Source organism: Moraxella nasovis, from assembly GCF_022701215.1.
GTDB lineage: Bacteria > Pseudomonadota > Gammaproteobacteria > Pseudomonadales > Moraxellaceae > Moraxella > Moraxella nasovis.
In genome coordinates this window covers 1,010,532-1,035,980 of the sequence record NZ_CP089976.1, presented here as the reverse complement: position 1 = coordinate 1,035,980, position 25,449 = coordinate 1,010,532, and the positions used below count along the sequence as shown (strand labels likewise).

Genomic DNA, 25,449 nt, shown 5'->3' with positions numbered 1-25,449 from the left:
TCATGAATTTATCACAATGGCTAACGGTGGATATTAATCAGCTTATTGGAATTTTATTGTCGTTAATTGGCATTTATATCGGTGTGATTATCTACACTCGTCTACTTGGGCTTAGAAGCTTTACCAAATTATCAGGCTATGACTTTGCTATGACGGTGGCTATCGGTAGTATTCTTGCATCTACCGCTTTATCCGCTGAGCCAAGTTTATTACAAGGCTTGTTTACGATGGGGGCGTTGTTTGGGTTGCAGCGGATACTCTCATGGATTAGAATTCATCTTAAGCCTGTCAAACGCATGGTTGATAATCAACCGATGATTTTAATGGCACACGGTCAATACCTGTGGGATAATATCCATGCGTGTAATCTTAGCAAAAGCGACATTCAAGGCATCTTAAGGCAAAATAACATTAAATCATCAAGCCAAGTTTTTGCAGTGATCATGGAGACATCAGGCGATGTTAGCGTACTTAAAAATGATGATACCGACTTTGAGCCTGAGCTTTTTAATGACATTCGTGAGTGGGAGCTATTAAAAACATTGCACCCGCATAAAAAACACTGACAGTCTAAACTTTTACCATCTTAACATACTGCCAATGGATAACCATGACCCAAATCCCCCTAGCTGAACGCTTACGCCCAAAATCCATTGATGACGTCATTGGACAAACGCATTTGCTCGGGCAAAACGCCCCCATTAGACGCATCATAGAGCAAGGTCATCTGCCATCTATCATCTTACATGGTGAAGCAGGGATTGGTAAAACCACCATTGCTCGCCTACTTGCCGATGCGGTCGGTCGTCCGTTTCATGCCTTATCTGCCATTAGCTCTGGGGTGAAAGAATTACGAGAAGTACTGATCAAAGATGACAGCTTGTTTGGTGCTCGGGCGGTGGTGTTTGTTGATGAAATTCATCGCTTTAATAAAGCCCAACAAGACGCACTTTTAGGAGCGGTAGAAGCAGGCGACATTACACTCATCGGAGCGACCACCGAAAATCCGTCTTTTAGTGTCAATAATGCCCTACTCTCTCGCACCCAAGTGTATCGCTTACACCCCTTAAGCGATGATGAAATCACACAAATACTCAAGCGTGCCATTAACTGTGATGATGAATTTAATAAATTAACCATTACCCTTCAATCTGCTAGTGCAATCATGAAGCTAGCACAGGGGGACGCTCGTAAAGCATTAAATTTATTAGAATTAGCCGTGCAATCACACCCCAATTTTAATAAAAATTTACCGATTATCATTAATGATGAAAACGTAATAGCCGTAGCAGGCTCAACCCTAGTCCGCTATGATAAAGATGGCGATAACCATTATGATCTTGTGTCTGCTATGATAAAGTCGGTGCGTGGCTCGGATGCTGATGCGTCTTTGTACTGGCTTGCTCGCATGCTAAACGCTGGCGAAGACCCTGCATTTATCGCTCGCAGGCTTGTCATCTTGGCAAGCGAAGACGTAGGACTTGCCAATCCCAATGCCTTATTGCTTGCTCACACTGCTTTGCAAAGCATACAAAGTATCGGCATGCCTGAAGCCCGCATTATTTTAGGGCAAGTGGTGGTGTATTTGGCAAATAGCCCAAAATCCAACTCAAGCTACAAAGCCATTAACGAAGCCATAGCATTTACCAAAACGGACGGCTCGCCTGTACCATTACACCTAAGAAATGGGGTGACAGATCTCATGAAACAGCAAGGCTATGGGGTGGATTATGTCTATCCGCACGATTATCCCAACCATTATTACCCACAAACGTATTTGCCTGATAATTTGGTCGGTAAAGTGCAGTTTTATCGCTTTGGTGATAACCAAAAAGAGCAGGCAAGTTTTGGATTTATCAGGTGGCTTAAGGGCGATTAAGGGATGTATCATGCTTATAATAATCTGCCAATAGTCGCATTTTGATAATAACCATTTGACAAAAAAACATGTTTACCAGAATAAAATCTATCACGCCCAAAAACAAACCCTGCCCACATTGTCATCATACCCTACATGCTAAAAAAGTGCATGGCATTGTGTTTTGCACCCATTGTGATAATAGTGTGATTGTCAATCCTACACCTATTCAAAATACACAAAAAACCAATGACAATAACCCAGATGCGACTGCATCCATAAGCCTAAAATCTGCATTTATGGATTTTTATCAATATCATCAAAAACCAATCATCATCACACTCATTATCCCTGCTTTGTTGTGGCTTATGATTGGCACGGATTTTTTAAAAATATCATGGATTTATTGGCTGATGTTTTTTGGGGTGATGGTGGTTTCCGCCATTTTAAAAATCATTAATTATGAAAAAAACACCCAGTATTATCTTACGCACCATTATCCCATTAAAAAGGGCGTAGATAGCCTAACCGATATAAAAAATAATTTTAAATTTTCACTTGCTCATAATCAACTATCAGAGTATTTTGATCCATATTCGCCTTATTGTCCAAAATGTATCAGCCAGCGTTTGACATTAAATCCGCTAGATGAACATCAATACACCTGCCAAAATTGCCTTACTCATATCTGCCTACACCCAAAACTTATTAGCCTTAAAAAGTGGTATCACACTTATACTATGACGCCTTATTTATTTATAATTCCAAGTGCCATCAATCATGTTGATGGTGTGTATTTTTATTTGGTGTTGGAGTTGTTTATTATTGTGATGATTGCATTGAAATTTATGTTTTATTATTTATTTATAGGTTGTCCAAAATGGGTGGTGAATAAATAACTTTTTAAAACAATGCTGTTTATTTTCTCAAATACGCCTACCGTCTTGACTTTATGGGTTAAGGCAGGCTTGATGGTACTATGATACGGACAAATAAGTGGTTGTTTTGGCTGTTTTGGCACTACTTAAAAGTAGGTAAATTTTATATGGGATGCTAACTTAAACTTGCCACCTTTATAAATAAAAAAACGACCTTATTATACATTAAATCCTTTTATTTTTAGGCAATCTTATGGCACTAAATACCGCACAAGAAATCATTGAAGACATCAAAGCAGGCAAGATGGTTGTCTTGATGGATGATGAAGACCGTGAGAATGAAGGCGATATCGTTATGGCGGCAACCCACGTAACCCCTAAAGCCATTAATTTTATGATTACTCATGCTCGTGGGCTTGTGTGCTTAACGCTGTCTGAAGAACGCTGTCAGCAGCTTGAACTGCCTTTAATGAGCGATAAAAATGGAGCGAAATTTAGCACCAACTTCACGTTATCCATCGAAGCTGCCGAAGGCGTTACCACAGGTATATCAGCTGCCGACAGAGCTCGCACTATCCAAGCGGCAGTCGCCCCTTATGCTAAGCCATCCGATATCGTCCAACCGGGGCATATTTTCCCCATTATGGCAAAAAAAGGTGGTGTATTGCACCGTGCAGGGCATACCGAAGCGGGGTGCGATCTGGCAAGGCTTGCAGGACTTGAGCCGTCAGCGGTGATTTGTGAAATCATCAAACCTGATGGCGAGATGGCACGTCGTGATGATTTGGAAATTTTTGCCAAAGAACACGGTCTTAAAATCGGTACAATCGCTGACTTAATCCACTATCGCATGACCAACGAACAGACCGTTGAGCTAATTGATAGCCAAGAGTTTGAAAGCGAGTTTGGCACATTCACCCTACATCGATTTAAAGAATATGGTGCAAGCGAAATACACATCGCCCTTGTCAAAGGTGACCCAAGCAATGGCGTTGCTACCGTGCGTGTGCATGGTCTAAACCCACTTAAAGATTTATTTGCCGCCAAGCAAAGTAAACATGGCTGGAGTATGGCAAATGCACTATCTAAGATAGGCAAAAGTGAGCAAGGTGTGTTTGTGTGGATTGCAAGTACCAATCCTATTAACATCAGCCATGAGATTGATAAGCTTCATTCCTCTCAAAGCATCCACGAAACAAGCGAACCTTATCGCAGTATCGGTGTAGGTGCACAAATCTTAAAACAGCTTGGCGTTAAAGACATGCGATTACTCTCAAGCTCAGGTCGCTTTAATGTATCAGGCTTTGACCTTAATATCGTTGAGACCATCAATGCCAATGAATGTTAACGGATAATTTTTCCGCTTGATAAGTCGATGATTTGGCTGGGTTTATCAAAGCCTAAACTTTCATCCATCAGATAGCCCACCGAATCACCAAAATAGTTAGCCGCCTGCAAGAAGGTTGTCGCAGGGGGTTGATTGGCAATATTACAACTGGTCGATACCAAAAATCCATAAGGATTTTTATCACTTGTCAGTTTTTGGCAAATCAAATTTAAGGTGGGGTGCGTGGTGATTCTGACCGCTAAGGTGTTAAATCCCCCTGTCAAAAGTGTAGGTATATGACTTGATGGTGATATGGGTACAAGCCAAGTAATCGCTTGGTTTTGGTAGTGATGGCGGCTCATTTTTTTAAGCAGGTGTGCTTGGTTTTGTGGTGGTAAATCCACCAATAACGGTTTGATCTTCATCACATGATCGGTTAATACAATCAAACCTTTTGATGCTGGTCGTTGTTTTAGTTTTAAAACCTGCTCCACCGCCTGCTCACAAAATGCGTCTGCACCTATTCCCCACACACTTTCTGTGGGATAAGCAAGCACGCCACCACAGTGTAGATGATCGATTAATACATCTAATTGACCAACATTAAATACCTTTTTTGTTATCTTACAGTTTGACATACAGACCGCCTTTTTGAGTGATAAAACCAAGCACTTCAAGCTCCATCAGCTTTGCTAGCAGCGTGCCTGCATCTAGCTTAGTCATCACCACCAAACGATCTAAATCCACACCATCTGCCAAAATATAAGACAATACATCAAGCAAGTGTTCTGGCGGTAGCGGCAAATCGTTAGTCCATTGCTCATTTGGCTGAGTGTTTGTCTTTGCTGTTGCATTAGTGGTGTCGCCTTTAGAGAAAGTTTTTGGTAAGTTATTAAAAGGCACTTGTGTGTGATTATTAATATCTTCTAATATGTGGTTGGGGTGATAAATAAGGGTTGCCCCCTCACGAATCAAATGATGGCAGCCTTCAGTATTGGCATGATAAATATTGTTTGGTAGTGCAAACACTTGCTTGCCCTGCTCTGCAGCAAGCCTTGCTGTGATTAACGACCCACTTTGGATGGCTGCCTCGGTAACCACTGTCGCTATGGATAATCCTGCTACAAGCCTATTTCTGCGTGGAAACGTATGCTTACTAGCAGGGGTATGTGGTAACAGCTCGCTAACCAAGCAGCCGCCATCTTGGATAATTTGAGCAAATAACGCATGGTGATTTTTCGGATAGCATACATCAACCCCTGTGCCAGTCACACCAACTGTCCTACCAAGAAGTCCTTGTGCTTGAGTTAATGCCCCCAAATGTGCCGCCCTATCCACACCCTGAGCCAGACCGCTGGTTATGCTAAAGCCTGACTGCACCAAGTACTGAGCTAAATCAAAAGTGACCTTTTGGGCATACTCACTCGGCTTTCTACTACCAACAATAGCGATTTGGCGATCACTTAGTCGTGTGACATTGCCACGATAAAACAGCACAGGTGGCGGGTCATACAGCTCAGTTAGCTGTGATGGATAGTTATTCTCCCCAAAAAACAGCAGCGAATAAGCTTTGCGTGCCACATCATCATGCACTTGATCGATAAATGCCAAGACGTCAGACGCATCACCCAGTCGCTTAATGTGTGACGCATGAATAGACAATTGCCGCCACGCTGATTGTGACCCAGACAAGGCAGTTTTAGCACTACCAAAGGCATTCACAAGCTTATAATAGGATACTAAAGAAGTATTCACCACATACCATAAGGCAAGCATACTTTGGTGATCGTCAAGATGTTGATAAGCAGTGTTCATAAGCTTAATGATTGAAAATGTGGTGATTATTTTATCATGGATTATCTTAATAAGACGGTTAAACCACTTTGCTTCACTATCAATACAAGCGAGAGTAATATTACTTAGCACCCAATCTGATTGATAAAATTGGGTGCTTTATGGCTAGCAACATGATTATTTATTATGTTTCACATGAAACATGTTAAATTTTCACAACCTTCTCAATCTCTGCTCTAACCAATTCTGCTTTATTATCCAGCACAGTAACGAACTGTGGCAAAGTTTCAATATCTTTTGTGTGAGTAGGGCGTGGTATGTCAATCTCACCTAAGGCTTCTGCCATCGTTTCGCTAAATTTGGCAGGTAAGGCAGTTTCAGCACAGACGATGATTTCATTATCTTCACGCACAGAACGTGCCACTTTTACACCATCTGCGGTGTGTGGGTCTATCAAATCTTTATCGCTTTCATACACCGCTTTGATGGTGGCGATGCGGTCAGCGTGGGTAGATTTACCTGAAACAAAGCCGTATTTGCCGTTGATGTCAGTTAGTTTGTCTGATAAATCAAACCCTTTTTTACTATCCATCCAAAGCTGGCTGATGGTTTCGCCATTCTTATCACTTAGTAAGTAAATAAATCGCTCAAAGTTAGACGCTTTTGAGATATCCATAGATGGGCTTGACGTGATAAACGTTTCGCTTGGCGTGCGTGGCGTATATCTACCTTGGTTAAAAAAGTCATTTAGCACATCATTTTCGTTGGTGGCGACAATCAAACGATGGATTGGTAAACCCATTTCACGAGCGATATGTCCTGCACAAATATTACCAAAATTGCCAGACGGCACACAAAAACTAACCTTTTGGTCGTTATCTGTAGTGCTGGCAAAATAACCTTTAAAATAATAGACGATTTGAGCCAAAATCCGCCCCCAGTTGATGGAGTTTACCGTGCCAAGTCTATATTTAGCCTTAAAATCTTTGTCGTTTTGTAAAGCTTTAACAATATCTTGGCAATCGTCAAACATACCATCAATGGCGATATTATGGATATTTTTATCGGTCAAGCTGTACATTTGAGCCCGTTGAAATTCACTCATTTTGCCATGGGGCGACATCATAAATACTTCAATATTATCCTTGCCACGCAGGGCGTATTCGGCAGCAGAGCCTGTATCACCACTGGTTGCACCGATAATGGTAAGACGCTCGCCCTTTTGTTTGAGTACATATTCAAAGGCGTTACCCAAAAACTGCATGGCAATATCTTTAAAGGCAAGCGTCGGCCCATTTGACAACTCTAGGATTTTAATGCCGTCTTTAAGTGTACGAACAGGGGTAATCTCATCTGTGCCAAAGGCGATTTTGGTGTAAGTTTTATCAATCAACGCCTTTAAATCTGCCTTGTCAATATCGGTGGCAAATAAACTCATGATTTCAAATGCCAAATCGGTATAGCTCAACGCTCGCCACTTATCAAGGGTTACGCGGTCAATATGTGGATAGGTTTCTGGCAACATAAGCCCACCATCTGGGGCAAGCCCCATCAGTAGAACATCACTAAATTGCATTTTTGGGGTATTGCCACGAGTACTGATATAGTACATGGTTTTTCCTTATTTTCGTTTAATCTAGGCTAATCGATTATCATAACAAAATCTTGATAAATTGGCACAGTTTTTATGATCTTTTTGCACATTTCTACTTTTTTATCGTTTTTAAAAGCATTTTTAGACCATATTTAGATGATATTTTTTCTTTTATCATAGCCACTACCTGACAAAGACAACCGCTAAAACATTTGATTGACTGCATAAAAAAACCACCCACTTTTATGGACGGATTTTTTCAAGAGACTAGATTAATCTAAGCGGCTTTTAACCATATCATGCACGCTTTTTTAATCACTGCATTATCAATGTTGGATTTTTTTGCCCATTCATTAAGCTTGTTTTGATGATTTTTGGTAAATTTTTGATCATCAGCAAGCTTGCGATGCGTCAAGCGAAATAGTACAGCACGAATTTTTTTTTGTTCTTTATCCACTTGTTTACGCTCCTTAAACCATGCAAAACCAAGCACAAACAGAGCAGCAAAACCCCCACATAACCCACGATTGGATACATCACAAAAACAAGCTACTTAAAGCCTGCAAAGCTCAGCACAAACCCTACCGCCACAAGGGCAATATTTACCAGATTAAATTGTTTTTGTATTTTTGAGAATCGCTTGGCAAGAGCATAATACAAGCTGATCGCTGTATTAAAAATCATACCAAAAATTACCACCGACATCACCGACCCTAGTAGCGGATGAATTTTAGCAAACAGTACCTGTGTTGGGATATCAGCATCCTTAACCGCAGCAATCTTAAATAAACATCACAAGAGCGTTCAATGCAATAGTCAGTCCTATCAAAAACCCGCCAATCACCCCACCCCAAGTGGCATTTTTGATATGTACTGCTGAGCCACCAAGCACGAATGCCATCGACACTGCAGCGATTAAAGATAAGGCAAAATAATTTATAACAGATACCCAGACGCTTGGCGTAGCAGGATTAACACTCGTTGTGGCGATAGCATGAATATGTGCCAATCTACATCAGTTGTAGCCAGCGTATGACCTGCCAAGCCCACAATCATCACAAGCACGACAGGGGTAAGCACACCAATGGCTGCCGATACTTTTTCTAAATCCATCATACTCACAAAGATAATCAGTAAAGCACAAAGCAGCGACCCAATCGGGCGATCAATCCCAAAGCCTTGGTTAAGACTTACTCCTGCTCCTGAAATCATAATAAATCCAATCACAAAACAGGTAAAAATCAGCGACCAATCAAGTAGCTTACCAAGTAATGAGCTTGCGATATTATCCAATACCTCACTATGATCTTGGGCTTGATAATACGAGCCAAAGGTAAAGCGTAATACCACCAAAAATGACACTAAGCAGACCCAAAAGCACAACCCCAACCATACCCCAATTACCAAAACTCATAAAATACTGCAAAATATCTTGCCCTGATGCCACGCCTGCACCAACGATAATGCCCACATAGGATAAAGCAATGAGCATAATTTTCTTAAAATTCATATCTGATACCTTATAAAAATAGTCATAAAATAGCCATAAGATATCAATTTCTTTACAAAAAGATGTGATTTATCAATAAATTATAACCTTTGTAAAGAAATTGATACTTGCAAATTTGTCAAAATCAAATAAATGATTTATAGCCACCAATACGGTCTATTAGGTTTTTTTTAAGGCATAAAAATCCATACCAACATTAATAAATCATAATAAAAATTCATAACAATGATAACAAATTTTTTTTTAAAATTGACAAAAAACCACTATTTACTATGTCAGCAGGTATCAGCATTTAATGGTTTTAACGTATCTTTTAAGGTAAAATAACCTAACCGTGTGTGAATTAAAACTGACATAATCCACATAGCTTTTAAGCATTAAGCTATAAAAATCAGCACGCAACCAATAAAAAAGCAACCAAATGATGATGGTTACACTAACAACATCTCACAATTAAGATAAAAGACATGACTTACAAAAATCTGTCCAAACTCATTAAAGACCGTCAAAAGCCCATATTTGTGACGCTATTTACTACTTATGTTAGCTTTTGCGTTGGTGCATTTGCCCAAGATGCCAACACAAACCACCTAAATCACACACAACCATCTGTTCAAATATCCGCCCAAACCCTGCAGCAGACAAGTAAAGATAATTTTGCCAATCAAGAATTACCAAGCGATTACGAGCTTGCCAAGCGTCAGGCAAAAGACAATCCTAATAAACCTGATAACTTTGGTGAATATGTCACCAAACAAGCCCAAAAGATAACCCGTAGTAACGCCAGCCATCTAAATGGCTCTGATAATATTCAAGACAACCCGCCCACCTACCAAACTCAAATCCCCTTTAACCAAGCTGCTTATACCGAATATAACGAATATTACACACCCTTAAAGACTTTTAATGCAGGACTGCCCCAGCTTGACACACCGCCCAATCTATCGACACCACTTGCATGGCTTGAGTTTTTTAGCACCGCCATCGCAACCGATAACCCTTTTTTGGCAAGCTACGCCCTAAATCTTAATGCTTATTCAGCCCAAGAGCAATCCTTAATCGCCCCTAATCTTGCGGTAAAACTAGACTATCTACTCACCCAGCACGGACTTTATATTTTTGATGATTTACCTGATCGACCCGATGGACTGATTGAACCAACTGTCGGCAGTCAAAACCCATTAAAAGGCGTGCCAAGACGCAGTATCAAAATCGGCACTATTGCTTACAAAGACCGTCATATACCGCTTTATATTGAGCGTGTTAAAGTAGGCGATGACGCACCGATTTGGGTGTTATCTGGGGCGAGTAGTGAAAATATTAACCTGCTTTATGACCAGCACAAACCTGCCGAATTTGAGCGATTTTTTGCCGACTGGCTAAAGGGTAAGCTTTTTGGGATTAAGGTGTGGGAGCTGATTGCTCTGTTGCTGTTTTTTGCCTTATCGCTTGGGGTGTCATGGTTCATCAGCCGTGTCATTACGACAGTTTTAACCACAATTAAAAACAAAAGCAAAAACACACACGGCTCAGTACATACTTTTGCTAAGTCTAATTTTTTGACCGATTTGGCAAATAAAATCACCGTACCATTTATCTTAACCATGAGTTTTTTGGCGGTGTACTTACAAGTATCAGGCAGACTTCCCATTGACCCAATTGCTTCATCTACTCGTCCGGTTATTTGGGTAGCGTTGGTGCTGTTTACTTTATGGCTTGGCATTCGTACCATCAATTTTATCGCCAATCGCTATCGGGATTTTGGCATTGACAATTTAGATGACGAAGAGACTGATAAAACACGTAGACGACTTACTTATTTATCCTTGTTTCGCCGATTATTTATTTTTGTGATGATTATTGTAGGCTTCATCGCAGGTTTAAGTATGTTTACCGACTTAAAAGGACTTGGCACAACCCTTTTAACGTCAGCAGGGATTGCAGGGGCGATTATTGGTATTGCTGCACAGCCGATTTTAGGTAATATCATGGCAGGCGTGCAGGTAGCGATCACTCAGCCTGTGCGGATTGGCGATACGGTAACCCTTAAAGATGAGTGGTGTACGGTGGAAGATTTGCGTTACACCTATGCAGTGCTGATGACGTGGGATGAGCGTCGTTTGATTGTACCTATGCGGCATTTTGTTACCGATATTATCTGCAACTGGTCACACACCGACCCTGCCCAGCTTTATCCTGTATGGCTATATGTGGATTATGGGGCAGATGTAAAAGCCATCGGCGAGCAATTTATCAAAATCACCAAGGCTCATAAATTAAGCGACACTGACAATGAACCCACCTTTGTGGTCTCAGGCGTGTCCGAGCATTTTATTACTTTACGAGGGGTTGTAGCATCTAGCACACCAAACAATGCATGGCAGTTATCTTGTGAAGTGCGTGAAAGCATGCTTGAGTATCTTGCTCAAGAGCACGCCAAATTTTTACCCGCTGATAAAGTATTACTCAAAGATAACAATCCTTTTACAGACCCTTATGCACCATCTAACCACCCTAAATAACGATACTAAAAAAGGATTTTTGGATATACTTAACCCATAACTACTCTTTGGTAATATTTCACAGCGTATTTTAATAAACCTTAGCGACTAACTAAGGTTTATTAACATTTTAAATGCTTTGTATTTTTACAATTTTATATTTTTTGCAATAAGGCATAATAAAAGCCATCGCCATCATATTTATCCAATGGCAAGCATTGATAACCCACAGACTGCTTGATGTGATTAGGTAGGGTCAGTTCAATATCCACCGCACGAGCGTTCGGTGTGTTTGTCAAAAAATTGCTTATTTGTGCAGTATTTTCTGCCTTGATGAGTGAACAAGTGATATAAAGCAAATAGCCCCCCACCGCCAAACTTTGCCACAAATTCGCCAAAATCTGTGCTTGCAATTTGACCGTCTCAATGATGTCATTTTCTGTCCGCAAAAGGGCGATGTCAGGGTGTCTTCGTATCACCCCTGTGGCGGTGCAAGGTGCGTCAAGTACAATCACATCAAAGGGTATGTCCGCCTGATAAGTTGTCGCATCCGCACAAATCACGTCCGCCTTATCACCCAAATGCAGTCTTGCCAAATTCTTATGCACACGGTCAAGTCGTCTGTCATCACTATCAAGGGCGGTCATGTGTTTGATATCAAATGCACCGCTGTGGGACAGCTCCAAAATCTGAGCCAATTTCCCACCGGGGGCGGTACAAGCGTCCAGAATGTTTGGGTGCTTAGGCAATCTCAAAGATGCCAACAAATGCCCTGCAATTTGAGCGTGGCGGTCTTGTACACTCACATAACCTTCACAAAAATCAGGCAAGTCTTTGATTTTTATATTATCTTTTAATACAATACACCGCTCATCACGCACGCCCACAGGCACCACATCACAGGCGATATTGGCGTGATTGAGTCTTGTGGCATAATCATCTGGCGTACCAAACTTGGTATTAACACGCAAAAATATCGGTGCAGGCTGACGTAAATTTTGGCTTAATATCTCATAATGGGTTTGCCAGTCGCTTTTTAGGATTTTGGCAAGATGGTTGGGTAGACTGTGGTTTTTTTGTACTTTTTTGGCAAATTTGGCAGGATTGTTGGCAACTTTTCGCAATATCGCATTAACCAAACCCACGCCATAGCCTTTATTCAGCTCTTTTAGGGCATCTAGTGTGGCATTGATGGCGGCATAATCAGGCGTACTCATGTACAGTAGCTGATACAAGCCAACATTTAACGCCACACTCACGCCCCGATCGGTAGGCTGTCTTTCAATCAGACTCTCACCAATACGAGACAACGCCCACCATTGGCGGAGCGTGCCAACCGTCAGCTCATGGGCAAAGCCCCTATCATCATCGCCCACGACTGCAAGCAACTCATCAAGCAAAACAGATAACGACTGCCCTGCCAAAATCCGCTCAATGACGTGAATGACCTTAGCACGGGCAGATTTTTGTGTGTGTAAAATATCAAGCACCAAATATATCCCCATCAGCGATTTTGTTGGAATTAGCGATTTGCAGTGCGTCCAAAGGTTTGCCACCTGCCCATTGCATGGCGGTGATGTTAATCAGGTGTTGCACGCCATGTTCATCTGCCCCACACGCCACCAGTACCGCATTTTTGCCCACACTGACGATCGTGCCAGCAGGTTTTTGTGTGGTTTGGTCGGATTTGATGGGTTTGGCAGATAAGATTTTGACACGCTCATCATGGATAAAGGTATGGGCGTTCAAGGCACGGATTTGTCGGTTGATTTGACTGGCTGTATTTTGCCAGTTGATCTGCCCTTCTTCGGTGCTGATTTTATCGGCATAATTAGCTTGAATGTCATCTTGTTTGACGGCGTTTTTTTGAAAATTTGTCAAATCCTTGAACACACAAGATATCGCCACACCGCCAAGCTTGGCAAGTTTATCATGTAGGCTTTGGGTGGTGTCGGTGTCGTCAATCCCACACGCCGTCATGTAGAGCATATCGCCTGTATCCAAGCCTTGGTTCATCTGCATGATGGTAATACCCGTCTGATCATCACCTGCCAAAATCGCCCGATGAATGGGGGCAGCTCCACGCCATCTTGGGAGCAAGGACGCATGGATATTAAGACAGCCCAAGCGTGGCGTATTTAGCACGCCAAGCGGTAATATCAAGCCATAAGCACACACCACCATCACATCAGGACAATAACTGGCGAGCGTTTCACGTGAAACTTGTCCGTCCTCGTGTTTTAGGCTAAAACTTATCGGTTGTTCCACAGGGATATTGTGGGCAGTCGCAAGCTCCTTGACAGGCGAAGCGGTGAGTTTTTGTCCACGTCCTGCCTTTCTGTCAGGCTGAGTATAGACCGCCACGATGTCAATATTAAGAGCGTCTTGTTCGTCAATGAGTTGTTGCAAGGCGACTTTGGCGAAGATGGGAGTGCCCGCAAAAACCACCCTTAATTTGTCTTTTGTCGTCATTTTTATCTCTTTTTATGATAATTATGATAAGATTTATTAAAAAAAACCGCTTTTTATCAACAACTCTTCGGTGATGTTACTTGTCTTTGCTTCACACTCTTTTCTCCCAAAAACAAGTCGCTCCAAATAGCGTGCCACCAAATCCACCTCTATATTGACCGCACGACCCACCGCCCAATGCTTGGCGATGTTGGTCATATCGGCGGTATGCGGTATGATATTTAGGCAGACGATGTTTTGGTTGTGCTTAATGCGGTTGGTCGTAAGAGAAATGCCGTCCACAGTGATAGAGCCTTTGTCAGCGGTGTATTTCATAATCTCTGGCGGCAACACCACTTCTATATATACCGAACGTGCGTCCTTGGCGATTTTGGCGATTTTACCCACGCCGTCCACATGACCTGCGACAATATGACCGCCAAAACGAGTGGTAGGAAGCATTGCCTTTTCTAGATTGAGCGTATCGCCCACTCGCCACACCCCCAAAGCGGTGGTAGATAAAGTTTCACATGAAACATCTACTGCATAACTTGTCCCATCTATGGCAACCACCGTCAAGCAGATGCCGTTGGACGCAATAGAATCACCCAATTTCACATCAGTAAAATCAAGCTTGGGGGCAGATATGACCAATCGCACATCTCCACCTGTGGGGATGATGGCGGTGAGCGTGCCTGTGGTTTCTATGATGCCTGTAAACATAATTTACCCATTGTTTAATTTTTTAAATTATTAATACATACTAATGCTGTTATTAAAGATTATTATTAATTTAAAAAATCAATCATTCGGTTAATTGATATTTTATGATAGTCAAAACAAACAGTCTTCACAACCATTAACACTCTCACATACACATCAAGCCACCAATCAGGATAATTAAAAAGTTATGCTGTGGATAACTTAATTATACACACGGTAACCATCAATAATGTTTAAAACTTATCCACAATCAAAATTTGTTTCACGTGAAACTAAAAATATTCTTAGTTTATTCTAAGCCTTTGATAATAAAAGGCTTAGCAACCTAATATCATCATCAGCCGTCTAACATGCGTTCTAAAATTTAAGTTATCCACAGATGTTATTCATGTTTTTATGGCGGTTTTGGCGTGTTTGATTATGCAATACAAATCTGTGGATAACTCATTTACGACACTGTGGTTTTTGCCCAAATGTCATTTTTAAATCATCACCTAATCGCTCACAGCTCTCTAAATTAAAGCTTAATCTGTCGGCTAACTGATCAAATTTACCATCAAACATCGCCCTTGCTGTTTTACCAAGCAAACAAGGGGCTTGATACACAATCAGCTCATCAACAAATCCTGCTATCAAAAAACTCGTGGCAAGTGTACTGCCTGCCTCTACAAGCACGTCATAGCATTGATACTCACTTACTAATGTTTGCAGCAAACTCTTAATATCATCTTGCCAAAGTAGGGTGTTTTTATTGTTAAATACCTGATAATTATCGGTATTTTTTAATTTACCCGTTCTGTCCATCACCACAATTTTAGGTGGCGAAATATTTACCAAATCAAGCGTGTCAAGACGAACCGTTAATGCAGGATTGTCCGCCAAAACCGTCCTTGAACCTGTAATAATAGCCCCACTTCTAGCACGAAGCTTTTGCACATCTATTCGTGCCATCTCACCTGTAATCCATTTTGACTCACCGCTTGCCATCGCTGTGCGGCCATCTAGGCTTGTGGCAATTTTGACGCGTACATATGGCAAACCTGTTGCCATCGCCTTTAAAAACCCTGCATTAAGCTTGCGTGCTTCACGCTCACACACGCCTATTTGCGTGTCAATACCTGCATTTTGTAGCATAGATATGCCACGACCTGCCACTTGCGGATTAGGATCAAAAGTAGCGATAATCACCTTATTGATACCACTTTCTATCAGTGCTTTACTACAAGGTGGGGTTTGCCCATAATGACTACACGGCTCAAGCGTTACATACGCAGTCGCTCCTTTTATATCATACCCATGTGCTTTAGCGTCATTTAAGGCGTAAATTTCGGCATGTGGCAGTCCTGCTTTAGGGTGAAAACCTTGTCCGATTATTAAGTTATCCTTAACAATAACACAACCAACACAAGGGTTAGGGCGAGTGGTATACAGTCCTTTTTTGGCAAGACCTAAGGCAGCTTGCATAAATGTATAATCACTACTATCAGTCATGGCTATCGCCTTTAGGTTTGATATTAGCAAGCTCAGCTTTAAAAGCTTCTAAATCTTGAAAATCCCGATACACACTGGCAAATCGCACATACGCCACGTCATCGATGGCTTTTAACTCATTCATCACAATCTCGCCAAGCTGTTTTGAGCTAATCTCACGCTCGCCTGTCTGTCGCAGCGTTTTTTCAATACGGCTAATCATCGCCTCAATCTCATCAATGCTTATAGGGCGTTTTTGCAGAGGTAAAGAGATGGATCGTCGTAATTTGGCGGCATCATAAGGCTCAATCTTAGTACTAGCCTTGACAATTCTAGGCATAACCACCTCCATCACCTCAAAGGTGGTAAATCTTTCGCAGCACTCTAAACAATGTCGGCGTCGGCGGACTTGAAATCCATCTGCACACAGTCTAGAATCAATTACTTTGGTCTCACAAGCACTACAAAAAGGACAATGCACGACTATTTTCCTATACAAAAGCTTGAAAAAATCTTACCTAAAAGCTCATCACTACTTACCTGACCTGTAATCTCACCAAGTGATTGAGCAGACAGTCTTAGACTTTCTGCAACCAACTCGCCTGCATGAAAAACGGTCAGCTGCGTTTTAGCTTCATCAGCATAAAACTTGGCACGACTAATGGCATCTAAATGACGTGTGCGTGCAATCAAACTATTCTCAGATGGGTAAAAGCCCACTTTCTGGCATAAAGACTGACTTAGCCCATCTATCCCCTCACCTGTTTCACATGAAACATAGACAATATCATCAGTCAAATCCACAATATTTAACTCATTAGACCATTCTAGGTTGGCATTTAATAACCCCGTTAAGTCTTTTTGTTTTGTTTCACGTGAAACATCTAATAAATCGCACTTATTTGCCACCAACATAAGTCTATGAGCGATATTTTCTTGAAAATACAGCACATCATGATTGGCAAATAACTCAACGGCAAGCCTAATAGGATCTTCATCTGTACAAACATCATAAACCAAGATTAAAATATCAGCTTGATTAATAGCAGCCTTTGCCCTATCAATGCCGATTTTTTCTACCTTATCTTTCGTATCTCTTAAGCCTGCTGTATCAGTTAGATGAATTTTCAATCCATTTAGCACCAATGTTTCTTCTAGTGTATCTCGAGTTGTCCCTGCAATATCAGTGACGATGGCACGATCTGTTTTTGCTAATCGATTTAACAGACTTGACTTGCCTGCGTTTGGCTTGCCTGCCAACACCACATGAACACCATCTTTTAAAATCTGACCTTGTTTGGCAGTTGCCAAAATAGCATCCATCACCTGTAAAATGTCGTTTAGCCGCTTTAAAATTACCCCATCTGACAAAAAATCCACATCTTCTTCATCACTAAAATCAATGCTTGCCTCCACATACAGTCGTAAATTAATAATATCATCTTGCAAATCATTAATTAATGCTGAAAACTCGCCCGACAATGAGCGTATGGCACTCATCGCTTCAGCTGCAGTAGTGGCACTGATTGCATCACTAATTGCCTCAGCCTGCACCAAATCAAGCTTGTCATTATCAAAGGCACGCATTGAAAATTCGCCAGCTGCAGCCTGTCTTGCACCAAGCTCAAAGGTTCTAGCAAGCAGTAGGTTTTGTAGTACCATACCGCCATGGCCTTGTAGCTCTACGACATCTTCGCCTGTAAATGAATGCGGTGCATTAAAATAAATCACCACACCCTCATCAATGACAGTACTACCTTCGCCATAAAACTTCACAAAGTGAGCATGACGTGGCTTTAATGAATTCTTGCCTGTTATAGCAAGCCCAATATCATACGCCTTACCGCCAGATAATCGAATAATACCAACACCCCCTTGACCTGTGGGCGTGGCAATGGCTGAGATAGTAGGAAGCTGAGTCATTGTATTACCATAAATAAAGTTAACCTTTCATTTTATCATCTTTTTGGTTTTATTGTGAAATTTTCATCTAAAAATAAAAAATCTGCCGACCAATAAGATCGGCAGATTTTATGGCAATCATTTAACTTTATGATTGCGCCATATTTTTTGCTCTCATTTCACGCTCAACACGCTTATTTACTAAATGCTGATGTGTCATGCTAAATAAGTTATTCACCGTCCAGTACAGCACAAGACCTGCAGGGAAAAACAGCATAAACGCACCAAAAATCAGTGGCATGATTTTCATCATTTTAGCTTGCATCGGATCAGTTGGTTGTGGATTTAGCATCTGCTGAACAAACATGGTTGCCATCATAAAGATTGGTAAGATAAACCATGGGTCCATTGCTGATAAATCTTTAATCCATAAAATCCAAGGGGCATGGCGCAACTCAACGCTCTCTACCAAGCACCAATATAAAGCTAGAAAAATAGGCATCTGCATAAATATTGGTAAACATCCTGCCATCGGATTGACTTTCTCGTCACGATAAAGCTGCATCATTTCTTGGCTCATCGCCATGCGATCATCACCATGCTTTTCTTTAAGAGATTGCATTTTTGGGGCGATGGCACGCATTTTTGCCATCGAAACATAGCTCTTATTAGATAGCCAAAATAATGCGATTTTAATAAGCAGTGTTAAGCCAATAATTGCCCAGCCCCAGTTGCCTAGCACTTTATGCAAGGCTTCAAGCACAGCAAATAACACCTTAGAAATTGGCCACAGTATGCCATAATCAACCGTCTGCTCAAGACCTGTTGCAACCGTAGCCAGCTTGTCTTGTTCTTTTGGTCCTGCATACAGCGTAGCATCTAAAGTGATTTGCTTACCAGGTGCGACGTTCAGTACTGGGCTATTAAAGCCAATAAAGTGATTACCACCATTAACACGGCTAAAAAACTGCCCATCAAAATCGCCCGGCGTCCAAGCTGACACAAAGTAATGCTGGACGATACCAACCCAGCCATCTTTACTGACCGCATTTAGCTTGCCATCATCAAAGCTTTTAAATTTTAGCTTATTATAAGGTTCTTCAGGTACGCCCCACGCCCCACCAAGATAGGTCGCCATACTCATAAAGCCCTTATTCTCCATACCAGGATCTGAGCTTTCGTCACGCTTTAGCTGAGCATACATCTGCCCTTGCCACGCTTGATTTGACACATTATTAATGTTATAACTTACATTAATAGGGTACTGACCCTTAGTAAAAGTATAAGTTTTGGTAATGGTTACGCCATCTTTTTGATAGGTTAAAGGCACCTGTAGCGTATCTGCATCTGTTGCCATGGCATAGCTTGATTGGGGCGTGGTATAAACAGCACGTCCATCTGCAGTATCAATCCCATCTCTACCAACAAGACCAGACTGTGCAACATAAGTACGTGTACTGTTATTTTCAAGCAATACAAATGGCTGATCGCTATTTAATGTAGCAGCATGCTTTTTAAGGGCCGCATGAACAACATCACCCCCAACAGGATCGATCTGTATATCATAATAATCTGTAGAGACATGAATCATCTGATGGCTGGACGCCAAAACACTTGGTTTAGCACCTGATGTAACAGGCACATCGCCATTTACTGCCGTCGCAGGAATATCACTGCCTTGCACCGTTGCTATTTGATGATTAACCACAGGTTGATTCACTTGATCGTCACGCCAAGCCAAAATCAGCAAGTACGCTGTAATTAACATGGCAATAATGATCAAAATTCGAAGAATTTTTTGCATAACATTGTCCTAAGCTTAGTTAAAATACGCACGCCAAAGCACACGAAACGCACTTTTACCAATCAAAATTCTAAATAAACCGCCCATTCTACTAAAGTTTGGGGTAAAATCCTAGAAATTATTTTAATCACATAAATTTTAAGGCTTGGTAGCTGTATAAATATGCGACAACCGAGACGCATAGCTAAAAGCATCTTTAAAAACATAGGTTTGATAACAGGCGATGATTTGAGCATTCGCCTTTAAAAATTGATAATGGTAAAATGGCAGTGGCACAAAATCTATACCATGACCACCCCAAGGGTGGCACCGTAAGATGCGTCTTATGGCAAGCTTTCCGCCACGTCCAAAACCATGCCACAAAATGGCAGTCTTTGCATAATGCGAGCAAGTTGGATAATAGCGACATCTGGCAGGTATCATAGGACTAATCGCCTTTTGATAAAACCAAATACACCTTAGTATAATACGCCCAAAGATAGTCATGATGCTGGGTGATAAGTACGTAGTTTGCCAAATAAATGATTTAATTCACCATGAATATCACACTCTTTGGTAAAGCTTTTTTTGACAATCAATACCACATCAACTGACCCAATCTCTAAGGCTACATGGCGAAAATACTCTCGAGCCAGCCTTTTGGTCCAGTTTCTCATCACTGCGTGCTTTAGTTTTTTTTTGGTAATGGCAAGCCCAAGTCGTGGCTTCTTGGTATTGTTTTTTTGGACAAATAAAAGTAGATGATCGCTGTGGATTTTCTTAATCGGCTTATTAAAAACCAATTTATATTCATCTGGCGTTAAAATTCGTTGCGACTTACTAAAAGAATTTTTCTTCATGTTTTAGGACCACTAAACATCATTAAAAAAAGCACCATCAATGTGGTGCTTTTTATTCATCGATCGTTTATACAGTTAAACGATGACGGCCTTTGGCACGGCGACGTGCTAGAACTTGGCGGCCTTTTTTAGTAGCCATACGAGCACGGAAACCGTGGGTGCGTTTGCGTTTTAGAACGCTTGGTTGAAAAGTACGTTTCATAATAAACCTTAAGGTGTTGGCATCGCTAAGCTCTGCAGAAGCCTGACAGCGATGACTTGATTAAGTCACTAATGAATGACAAATTTAAATTCTTTTTGCCTAAGATTAGCAAAAATCTTACTCATTATACTAAAAATGATTTTTAAGGTCAAATATTTTTTTGTTTTTAGTGATAATCGCATCTTATTGGTGGTACTAATATGGTGTTATATAGATGTCCTAAGAACAGATTTTATGCCTTTATTTTTTAGCAAAAATTACAAAATTTAAAATGTTATCCACAGATTTTTAATTTTCTTATTCTTAAAATAAATAGAGAATATAATAATAATAAAGAGATACTAAAATTGTGGAAAAGTTAATTAATTTATTTAAAAACATTAACTTATATTGTGGAAAAATTTGTTTAAACTTTGTCAATAAACTGTGGAAAACTCTGTTGATAAAGTTATAAACAGAGTTTTCCATAAAGTTATCCACAATTTTAATCAAAAATTCTTGGCTATTGATTTAAGCTGTGTTACTATATGCACTTAATGATATTTGTGTATGAACTCATGTAAATTGAGTGACTTAGTCTTAGCTGAACCGTTAAGGGTGTTTTTTTTGGAGTATTGTGGCATGATGTCGCTTTTTGATGATACAGAGCTTGATGAACCGAAAGTTAAAAAACTTGAGAAGCTTGATAAGGCGGTCAAGCCAGCTGGGTCAATGGCATTTTGGCAAGCGTGTACAGCTGAGATTCAAGAAAGTGTGGGTAATTCAGAATACTCCACATGGCTTGCATCACTAAACCCAAAGATAGTCGGCGATGTACTCATATTGCAGACAATCAACTCGTTTTTTGTGAAGCATATTAAGACGCATTATCTAAAAGAGCTGCATCGCTTGGTGTCAAAGCACGCCCAAGGTATGTTCTCTGATGTGCAAATTGCAGTATTTCAAGACACCCAGTCAAATCAAAAGAGTGTGCCTGCTAAACGAGGTAAGACGGTTACGCAGATTGCAGAAGGTATGCAAATTGAAGAAAGATTTACTTTTGATGCGTTCGTAAAGGGTAAATCTAATGCGACTGCTTATAATGTTTGTCATGATTTATCTAAAAAAATGGGACAAAGCGACTACACGCTGTATTTTATCTATGGATCATCAGGATTGGGTAAGACGCATTTAATGCACGCAGTGGCTCACCGTTACCAAAAAGCAGGGCTAAGTTACTGTTACTTCACTAAAGATCGTTTTTTTGAAGAAACGGTGGAGGCGTTGCGTGGTGGTGAGGGTAAGACAGATGCCTTGATTAAACGCATTTGTAAAGCAGACTTGTTAATTGTTGATGATGTGCATTTAATTAATAATAAAAAAGCCCCGAAAGTGTCACAGCTTTTATTAACACTGTTTACTGAATTTACAAACGGCAAAAAAAGACTGATTTTGGCGTCAGATCGTCAGCCTTCTCAGATGGAAGGATTTGAGGATCGTTTCGTATCACGGTTTTCAAGTGGTGTGACAGTAGCGATTGAGCCGCCAGATATTGAGATGCGAGTTCAGATTTTGGAAAAAAAAGCCAGTCTTTGGCAGGTTGATTTGCCAAAAGAATGTGCACTGTTTATTGCTCAAAACGTACCGCCAGACGTTCGTCGCCTTGAAGGGGCATTAAATCAAGTGCGTGCTAGCGTGATTTATTCAAAAGAAGCTATTACATTACCACTTGTAAAGCATGCCATTAAAGATCATATCGAGGCTCGCGCCCGAGCGGTCAACGCTGAAAATATTCGTGAAGTGGTGGCTGAGTATTATGGCGTTTCGGTGAAAGATTTAATGGGTAAAAAGCGTGCTAGAAATATTGCACGACCACGCCAAATGGCAATGGCGTTAATTCGGGATCTAACCAAAGATAGCTTTCCTGAAATTGGTCAAGCATTTGGCGGACGAGACCACTCAACAGTCATGCATGCATGCGAAAAAATTAAAGAGCTGTGTGATGAAGATCCCAAAGTTCTTAAGGACTACTCATCTTTAAAGGCAACTTTAGAGTTTGCTTAAGCGATGCTGGGTGTGTTAAGTGACTGTAAGGCGTGCTAAAATATACCATTATTTGATTAAAATCGAGACAATATTATGAAATTATCAATCCAAAAAGACCTGCTTATTAATGCTATTAACATGGTGGTAAAGATTGCTGATAAGCACAATCAGCGTGTGGCTATCTTAGAAAATATTAAGCTTGTTTTAGAACCTAATATCTTAACGTTAACAGCATCCGACCTAGAAGTAGAGCTAACAGCAACAGTGCGACTGCCAGATAATGCTTGTATCAAAGCAGGAAGTACAACTTTGCCAGCAGAGAAATTTTTTGGTATTTGCCGAGCATTAGCAGGAGATATAGCAACCATAGATGCTGAAGATGGACGTTGTATTATTGGTAGTGATAAGGGTAAATATAACCTAAAAAGCAGACCTGCTCAGGATTTTCCAAGTATTGGTGTGCCAAATAATACTGTGCCGCTAAGTATTGACCGTACTGATTTGTTTGAGATGCTAGGACATACACGATTTGCGATGGCAACTCAAGATGTTCGTCATTACTTAACAGGTATGCTGCTTGAGATTAATGAAGATAAGCTGACTGCTGTAGCAACAGATGGGCATCGCCTGGCGGTGGCTCACCGTGCGTTATCTAAAAGTTATGATTCATGGGCTGTGATAGTTCCAGGTAAGGCAATCGTTGAACTTGAAAGGCTGCTTGCTGATTTAATCAAAGAAAGTAAAGAAGGCGATGTGGTGTTAGGCATTGATAACGACTTTTTACAAGTTTCCTTAAACTTTAGCGATGAAGGCGAGCTTGGTGGTATTAGTACGACGCTCACCGCACGCTTAATTGAGGGGCGATTCCCTGACTATCGCCGTGTTATTGCAGTAAATGCCAATCGATCTGCCGTCTTTAATAAAGAAGAGCTTGTAAATGTCATGCGTCGCTTGTCGGTGTTAAATAGCAAAGACTCTCCTGGTATTTTATTTGACTTTAAAGAGTTGGATAGGGTAAAGGTGAGTGTGCGAAATAGTTATCAAGAAGAGGCAGAAGAATTTTTGCCCGTGAATTACCAAGGTGAGCCACTTGAGGTATCATTTAACGAAGCGTATTTACGAGCTGTTTTAAGAACATTGGAGGGGCAAGTTTATTTAGGTATGACAGGCGATGTTAATCCTGTGCTTATTCATCAGGTGAATGATGAAATGAATCATCTGTATGTCGTTATGCCAATGCGAGTGTGATGTGATCACCAAGATTAATGTACATCAGCTGCGTAATATCAAACATGTCAGTCTTAATCTGGCATCGTGCAACCTAATGGTGGGGTTAAATGGCAGTGGCAAAACATCGCTTCTTGAGGCGGTGTTTTTGCTTTCTCGTGGAAAAACGTTCCGCCATCATGAGCCAAAACGCTATATCACGCATCACACCAAAACTTGCACGGTATGGGCAGCCACTGCCGATGGTGCGACATTTGCTTTGCAAAAGACGCTGGATGCAACACATCTTGCCACAACCACGCTTAAAGTTAATAATATTCATGTCTCATCTCAAAGCACGCTAAGCTTTCGCTTGCCGACGCTGCTAATTGATCCGTCAGGAATGGCGATTTTAGAGGAGGGAAGTGGTAGTCGCAGGCAGTTATTAGACTGGCTTTGTTTTCATCTTGAATCGCAATTTTATCCTGAATGGCTTGCTTATCAAAGACTTTTAAAGCAGCGAAATGCTTTATTAAAATCGCCAGCTGTGCTTGGTCGCCAAGAAGAGCTAGTAGCATGGGATAGACAGCTGTCATATCACGCTCATCATTTACACACCCATCGCCAAGCTGTGTTTGAGCGTTGGCAAATGATATTTCAATCCATGCTAGAGCGACTTTTACCACAGTATCAAGGCCAGATTGAATTAAACTATTTGGCAGGTTTTGATGCGACACAAGGGCTATTTGAGGTGCTTAAGTCACGACTTAGTGGTGATATTGAGTTGGGCTACACCAGAGTGGGTGCACACCGTGCAGATGTATCAGTGGTGCTAAAAAAAGTCAGTCATGGCGAAAAATTGCGTGAGCAGGCGGCAAATATCTTATCTCGTGGCGAGAAAAAGTTGCTCATCGTAGCACTTCGGCTGTCGCAGCTTTATATGATTTGTGAGCATGAGAATGCAAAAGCCATGCCTATGGTTTTAATTGACGATATTGATGCTGAGCTTGATAATAAGGCTGTGCATACATTGCTTGATGTGGTGTTAAAACTACCATGTCAAATCATAATCAGTAGTCTAAATATACAGATGAATGATATTATCACCCAAAAGCTTAGGACGCAGCATAAAGATGCATCGTTAAAAACTTATCAGATGTTTCACGTGAAACATGGTGAAATTTATCCTAAATCATCACAAGATGATTCAACCGACCTAAATAATACCTAAAGCAATCCTACATCATCGCTAAAGCCTTGCCAAACCTATGACTTTTTACAAAAAAAATGCTATAATAATGGGTATTTATTATTACAATAAAATCAAAATCGATCAGCTTGCTAAGACTTTGATTTTTAAGGAAG

The 25,449-nt window shown here is 40.9% G+C and carries 25 protein-coding genes; 8 read left to right on the top strand and 17 right to left on the bottom strand.

Features of this window, described 5'->3' with window-relative positions:
• Positions 1-2: 2 nt before the first annotated feature.
• From LU293_RS05150 to ribBA, 4 genes are all read left to right on the top strand, one after another.
• Positions 3-566 carry a DUF421 domain-containing protein gene (locus LU293_RS05150; RefSeq protein WP_242745981.1) on the top strand — a complete coding sequence of 188 codons (564 nt, stop codon included), beginning with the start codon at positions 3-5 and terminating at the stop codon, positions 564-566.
• A gap of 44 nt (positions 567-610) precedes the next feature.
• Entirely contained in the window at positions 611-1,879 is a 1,269-nt protein-coding gene (locus LU293_RS05145) for a replication-associated recombination protein A (protein WP_242745980.1), read from the top strand.
• 68 nt (positions 1,880-1,947) lie between these two features.
• A complete protein-coding gene (locus tag LU293_RS05140; protein ID WP_242745979.1) occupies positions 1,948-2,757 on the top strand; it encodes a hypothetical protein in 810 nt (269 codons plus the stop codon).
• A 232-nt stretch (positions 2,758-2,989) separates the two neighbouring features.
• On the top strand, positions 2,990-4,084 hold the full coding sequence (ribBA, locus tag LU293_RS05135) for a bifunctional 3,4-dihydroxy-2-butanone-4-phosphate synthase/GTP cyclohydrolase II (protein WP_242745978.1): 1,095 nt from the start codon (positions 2,990-2,992) through the stop codon (positions 4,082-4,084).
• Here ribBA and LU293_RS05130 read toward each other — a convergent pair.
• The 7 genes from LU293_RS05130 to LU293_RS05100 all read right to left on the bottom strand — a co-directional run bounded on the left by LU293_RS05130 (position 4,081) and on the right by LU293_RS05100 (position 8,961).
• Positions 4,081-4,701: an L-threonylcarbamoyladenylate synthase gene (locus tag LU293_RS05130; RefSeq protein ID WP_242745977.1), complete on the bottom strand. Its 621-nt coding sequence runs from the start codon at positions 4,699-4,701 to the stop codon at positions 4,081-4,083. The two genes, ribBA and LU293_RS05130, sit on opposite strands and share 4 nt — an antisense overlap.
• Positions 4,688-5,878, bottom strand: coding sequence for a DNA-processing protein DprA (dprA, locus tag LU293_RS05125; protein ID WP_242745976.1), 1,191 nt, complete (start codon positions 5,876-5,878; stop codon positions 4,688-4,690). Before dprA ends, LU293_RS05130 begins: the two co-directional genes overlap by 14 nt.
• Before the next feature lie 184 nt (positions 5,879-6,062).
• Positions 6,063-7,469 (bottom strand): threonine synthase, encoded by a 1,407-nt coding sequence (gene thrC, locus LU293_RS05120; RefSeq protein ID WP_242745973.1) that lies wholly within the window; start codon positions 7,467-7,469, stop codon positions 6,063-6,065.
• Positions 7,470-7,728: 259 nt separating this feature from the next.
• Positions 7,729-7,908, bottom strand: a complete 180-nt coding sequence (locus tag LU293_RS05115) for a hypothetical protein (RefSeq protein WP_242745971.1) — start codon at positions 7,906-7,908, stop codon at positions 7,729-7,731.
• 92 nt (positions 7,909-8,000) lie between these two features.
• Positions 8,001-8,156: a hypothetical protein gene (locus LU293_RS05110; protein ID WP_242745969.1), complete on the bottom strand. Its 156-nt coding sequence runs from the start codon at positions 8,154-8,156 to the stop codon at positions 8,001-8,003.
• 231 nt (positions 8,157-8,387) lie between these two features.
• The gene (locus LU293_RS05105; RefSeq protein ID WP_242745967.1) at positions 8,388-8,813 is read right to left on the bottom strand and encodes a YkvI family membrane protein; all 426 of its coding nucleotides are present in this window, start codon (positions 8,811-8,813) and stop codon (positions 8,388-8,390) included.
• Positions 8,752-8,961, bottom strand: coding sequence for a hypothetical protein (locus LU293_RS05100; RefSeq protein WP_242745965.1), 210 nt, complete (start codon positions 8,959-8,961; stop codon positions 8,752-8,754). Before LU293_RS05100 ends, LU293_RS05105 begins: the two co-directional genes overlap by 62 nt.
• 467 nt (positions 8,962-9,428) lie before the next feature.
• Here LU293_RS05100 and LU293_RS05095 point away from each other — a divergent pair, with 467 nt between their 5' ends.
• On the top strand, positions 9,429-11,483 hold the full coding sequence (locus tag LU293_RS05095; RefSeq protein WP_242745964.1) for a mechanosensitive ion channel family protein: 2,055 nt from the start codon (positions 9,429-9,431) through the stop codon (positions 11,481-11,483).
• A gap of 134 nt (positions 11,484-11,617) precedes the next feature.
• On the opposite strand, the gene rsmB is transcribed toward LU293_RS05095, so the two are convergent.
• The 10 genes from rsmB to rpmH form a co-directional block, all read right to left on the bottom strand.
• On the bottom strand, positions 11,618-13,018 hold the full coding sequence (gene rsmB / locus LU293_RS05090) for a 16S rRNA (cytosine(967)-C(5))-methyltransferase RsmB (RefSeq protein ID WP_242745961.1): 1,401 nt from the start codon (positions 13,016-13,018) through the stop codon (positions 11,618-11,620).
• Positions 12,945-13,940, bottom strand: coding sequence for a methionyl-tRNA formyltransferase (fmt, locus tag LU293_RS05085; protein ID WP_242749672.1), 996 nt, complete (start codon positions 13,938-13,940; stop codon positions 12,945-12,947). The genes rsmB and fmt overlap by 74 nt, the downstream gene beginning before the upstream one ends.
• 30 nt (positions 13,941-13,970) lie before the next feature.
• Positions 13,971-14,636, bottom strand: a complete 666-nt coding sequence (locus LU293_RS05080; protein WP_242745959.1) for a riboflavin synthase — start codon at positions 14,634-14,636, stop codon at positions 13,971-13,973.
• 444 nt (positions 14,637-15,080) lie between these two features.
• Positions 15,081-16,127 carry a bifunctional diaminohydroxyphosphoribosylaminopyrimidine deaminase/5-amino-6-(5-phosphoribosylamino)uracil reductase RibD gene (gene ribD, locus LU293_RS05075; RefSeq protein ID WP_242745957.1) on the bottom strand — a complete coding sequence of 349 codons (1,047 nt, stop codon included), beginning with the start codon at positions 16,125-16,127 and terminating at the stop codon, positions 15,081-15,083.
• The gene (gene nrdR, locus LU293_RS05070; RefSeq protein ID WP_242745955.1) at positions 16,120-16,587 is read right to left on the bottom strand and encodes a transcriptional regulator NrdR; all 468 of its coding nucleotides are present in this window, start codon (positions 16,585-16,587) and stop codon (positions 16,120-16,122) included. The genes ribD and nrdR overlap by 8 nt, the downstream gene beginning before the upstream one ends.
• 2 nt (positions 16,588-16,589) lie before the next feature.
• Positions 16,590-18,029 (bottom strand): tRNA uridine-5-carboxymethylaminomethyl(34) synthesis GTPase MnmE, encoded by a 1,440-nt coding sequence (mnmE, locus tag LU293_RS05065; RefSeq protein WP_242745953.1) that lies wholly within the window; start codon positions 18,027-18,029, stop codon positions 16,590-16,592.
• Between the two features lie 127 nt (positions 18,030-18,156).
• A complete protein-coding gene (gene yidC / locus LU293_RS05060; RefSeq protein ID WP_242745951.1) occupies positions 18,157-19,812 on the bottom strand; it encodes a membrane protein insertase YidC in 1,656 nt (551 codons plus the stop codon).
• A gap of 138 nt (positions 19,813-19,950) precedes the next feature.
• Complete coding sequence (gene yidD, locus LU293_RS05055) at positions 19,951-20,298, bottom strand: membrane protein insertion efficiency factor YidD (protein ID WP_311195303.1); 348 nt, start codon at positions 20,296-20,298, stop codon at positions 19,951-19,953.
• Positions 20,295-20,651 (bottom strand): ribonuclease P protein component, encoded by a 357-nt coding sequence (rnpA, locus tag LU293_RS05050; RefSeq protein ID WP_242745949.1) that lies wholly within the window; start codon positions 20,649-20,651, stop codon positions 20,295-20,297. Before rnpA ends, yidD begins: the two co-directional genes overlap by 4 nt.
• A gap of 67 nt (positions 20,652-20,718) precedes the next feature.
• Positions 20,719-20,853: a 50S ribosomal protein L34 gene (gene rpmH / locus LU293_RS05045; RefSeq protein WP_003662232.1), complete on the bottom strand. Its 135-nt coding sequence runs from the start codon at positions 20,851-20,853 to the stop codon at positions 20,719-20,721.
• Between the two features lie 549 nt (positions 20,854-21,402).
• Between rpmH and dnaA the strand changes: the two genes are divergently transcribed.
• From dnaA to recF, 3 genes are all read left to right on the top strand, one after another.
• Positions 21,403-22,896, top strand: coding sequence for a chromosomal replication initiator protein DnaA (dnaA, locus tag LU293_RS05040; protein ID WP_242749580.1), 1,494 nt, complete (start codon positions 21,403-21,405; stop codon positions 22,894-22,896).
• 75 nt (positions 22,897-22,971) lie between these two features.
• On the top strand, positions 22,972-24,126 hold the full coding sequence (gene dnaN, locus LU293_RS05035) for a DNA polymerase III subunit beta (RefSeq protein WP_242749578.1): 1,155 nt from the start codon (positions 22,972-22,974) through the stop codon (positions 24,124-24,126).
• Between the two features lies 1 nt (position 24,127).
• On the top strand, positions 24,128-25,315 hold the full coding sequence (gene recF, locus LU293_RS05030; protein WP_375540359.1) for a DNA replication/repair protein RecF: 1,188 nt from the start codon (positions 24,128-24,130) through the stop codon (positions 25,313-25,315).
• Positions 25,316-25,449 lie beyond the last annotated feature (134 nt).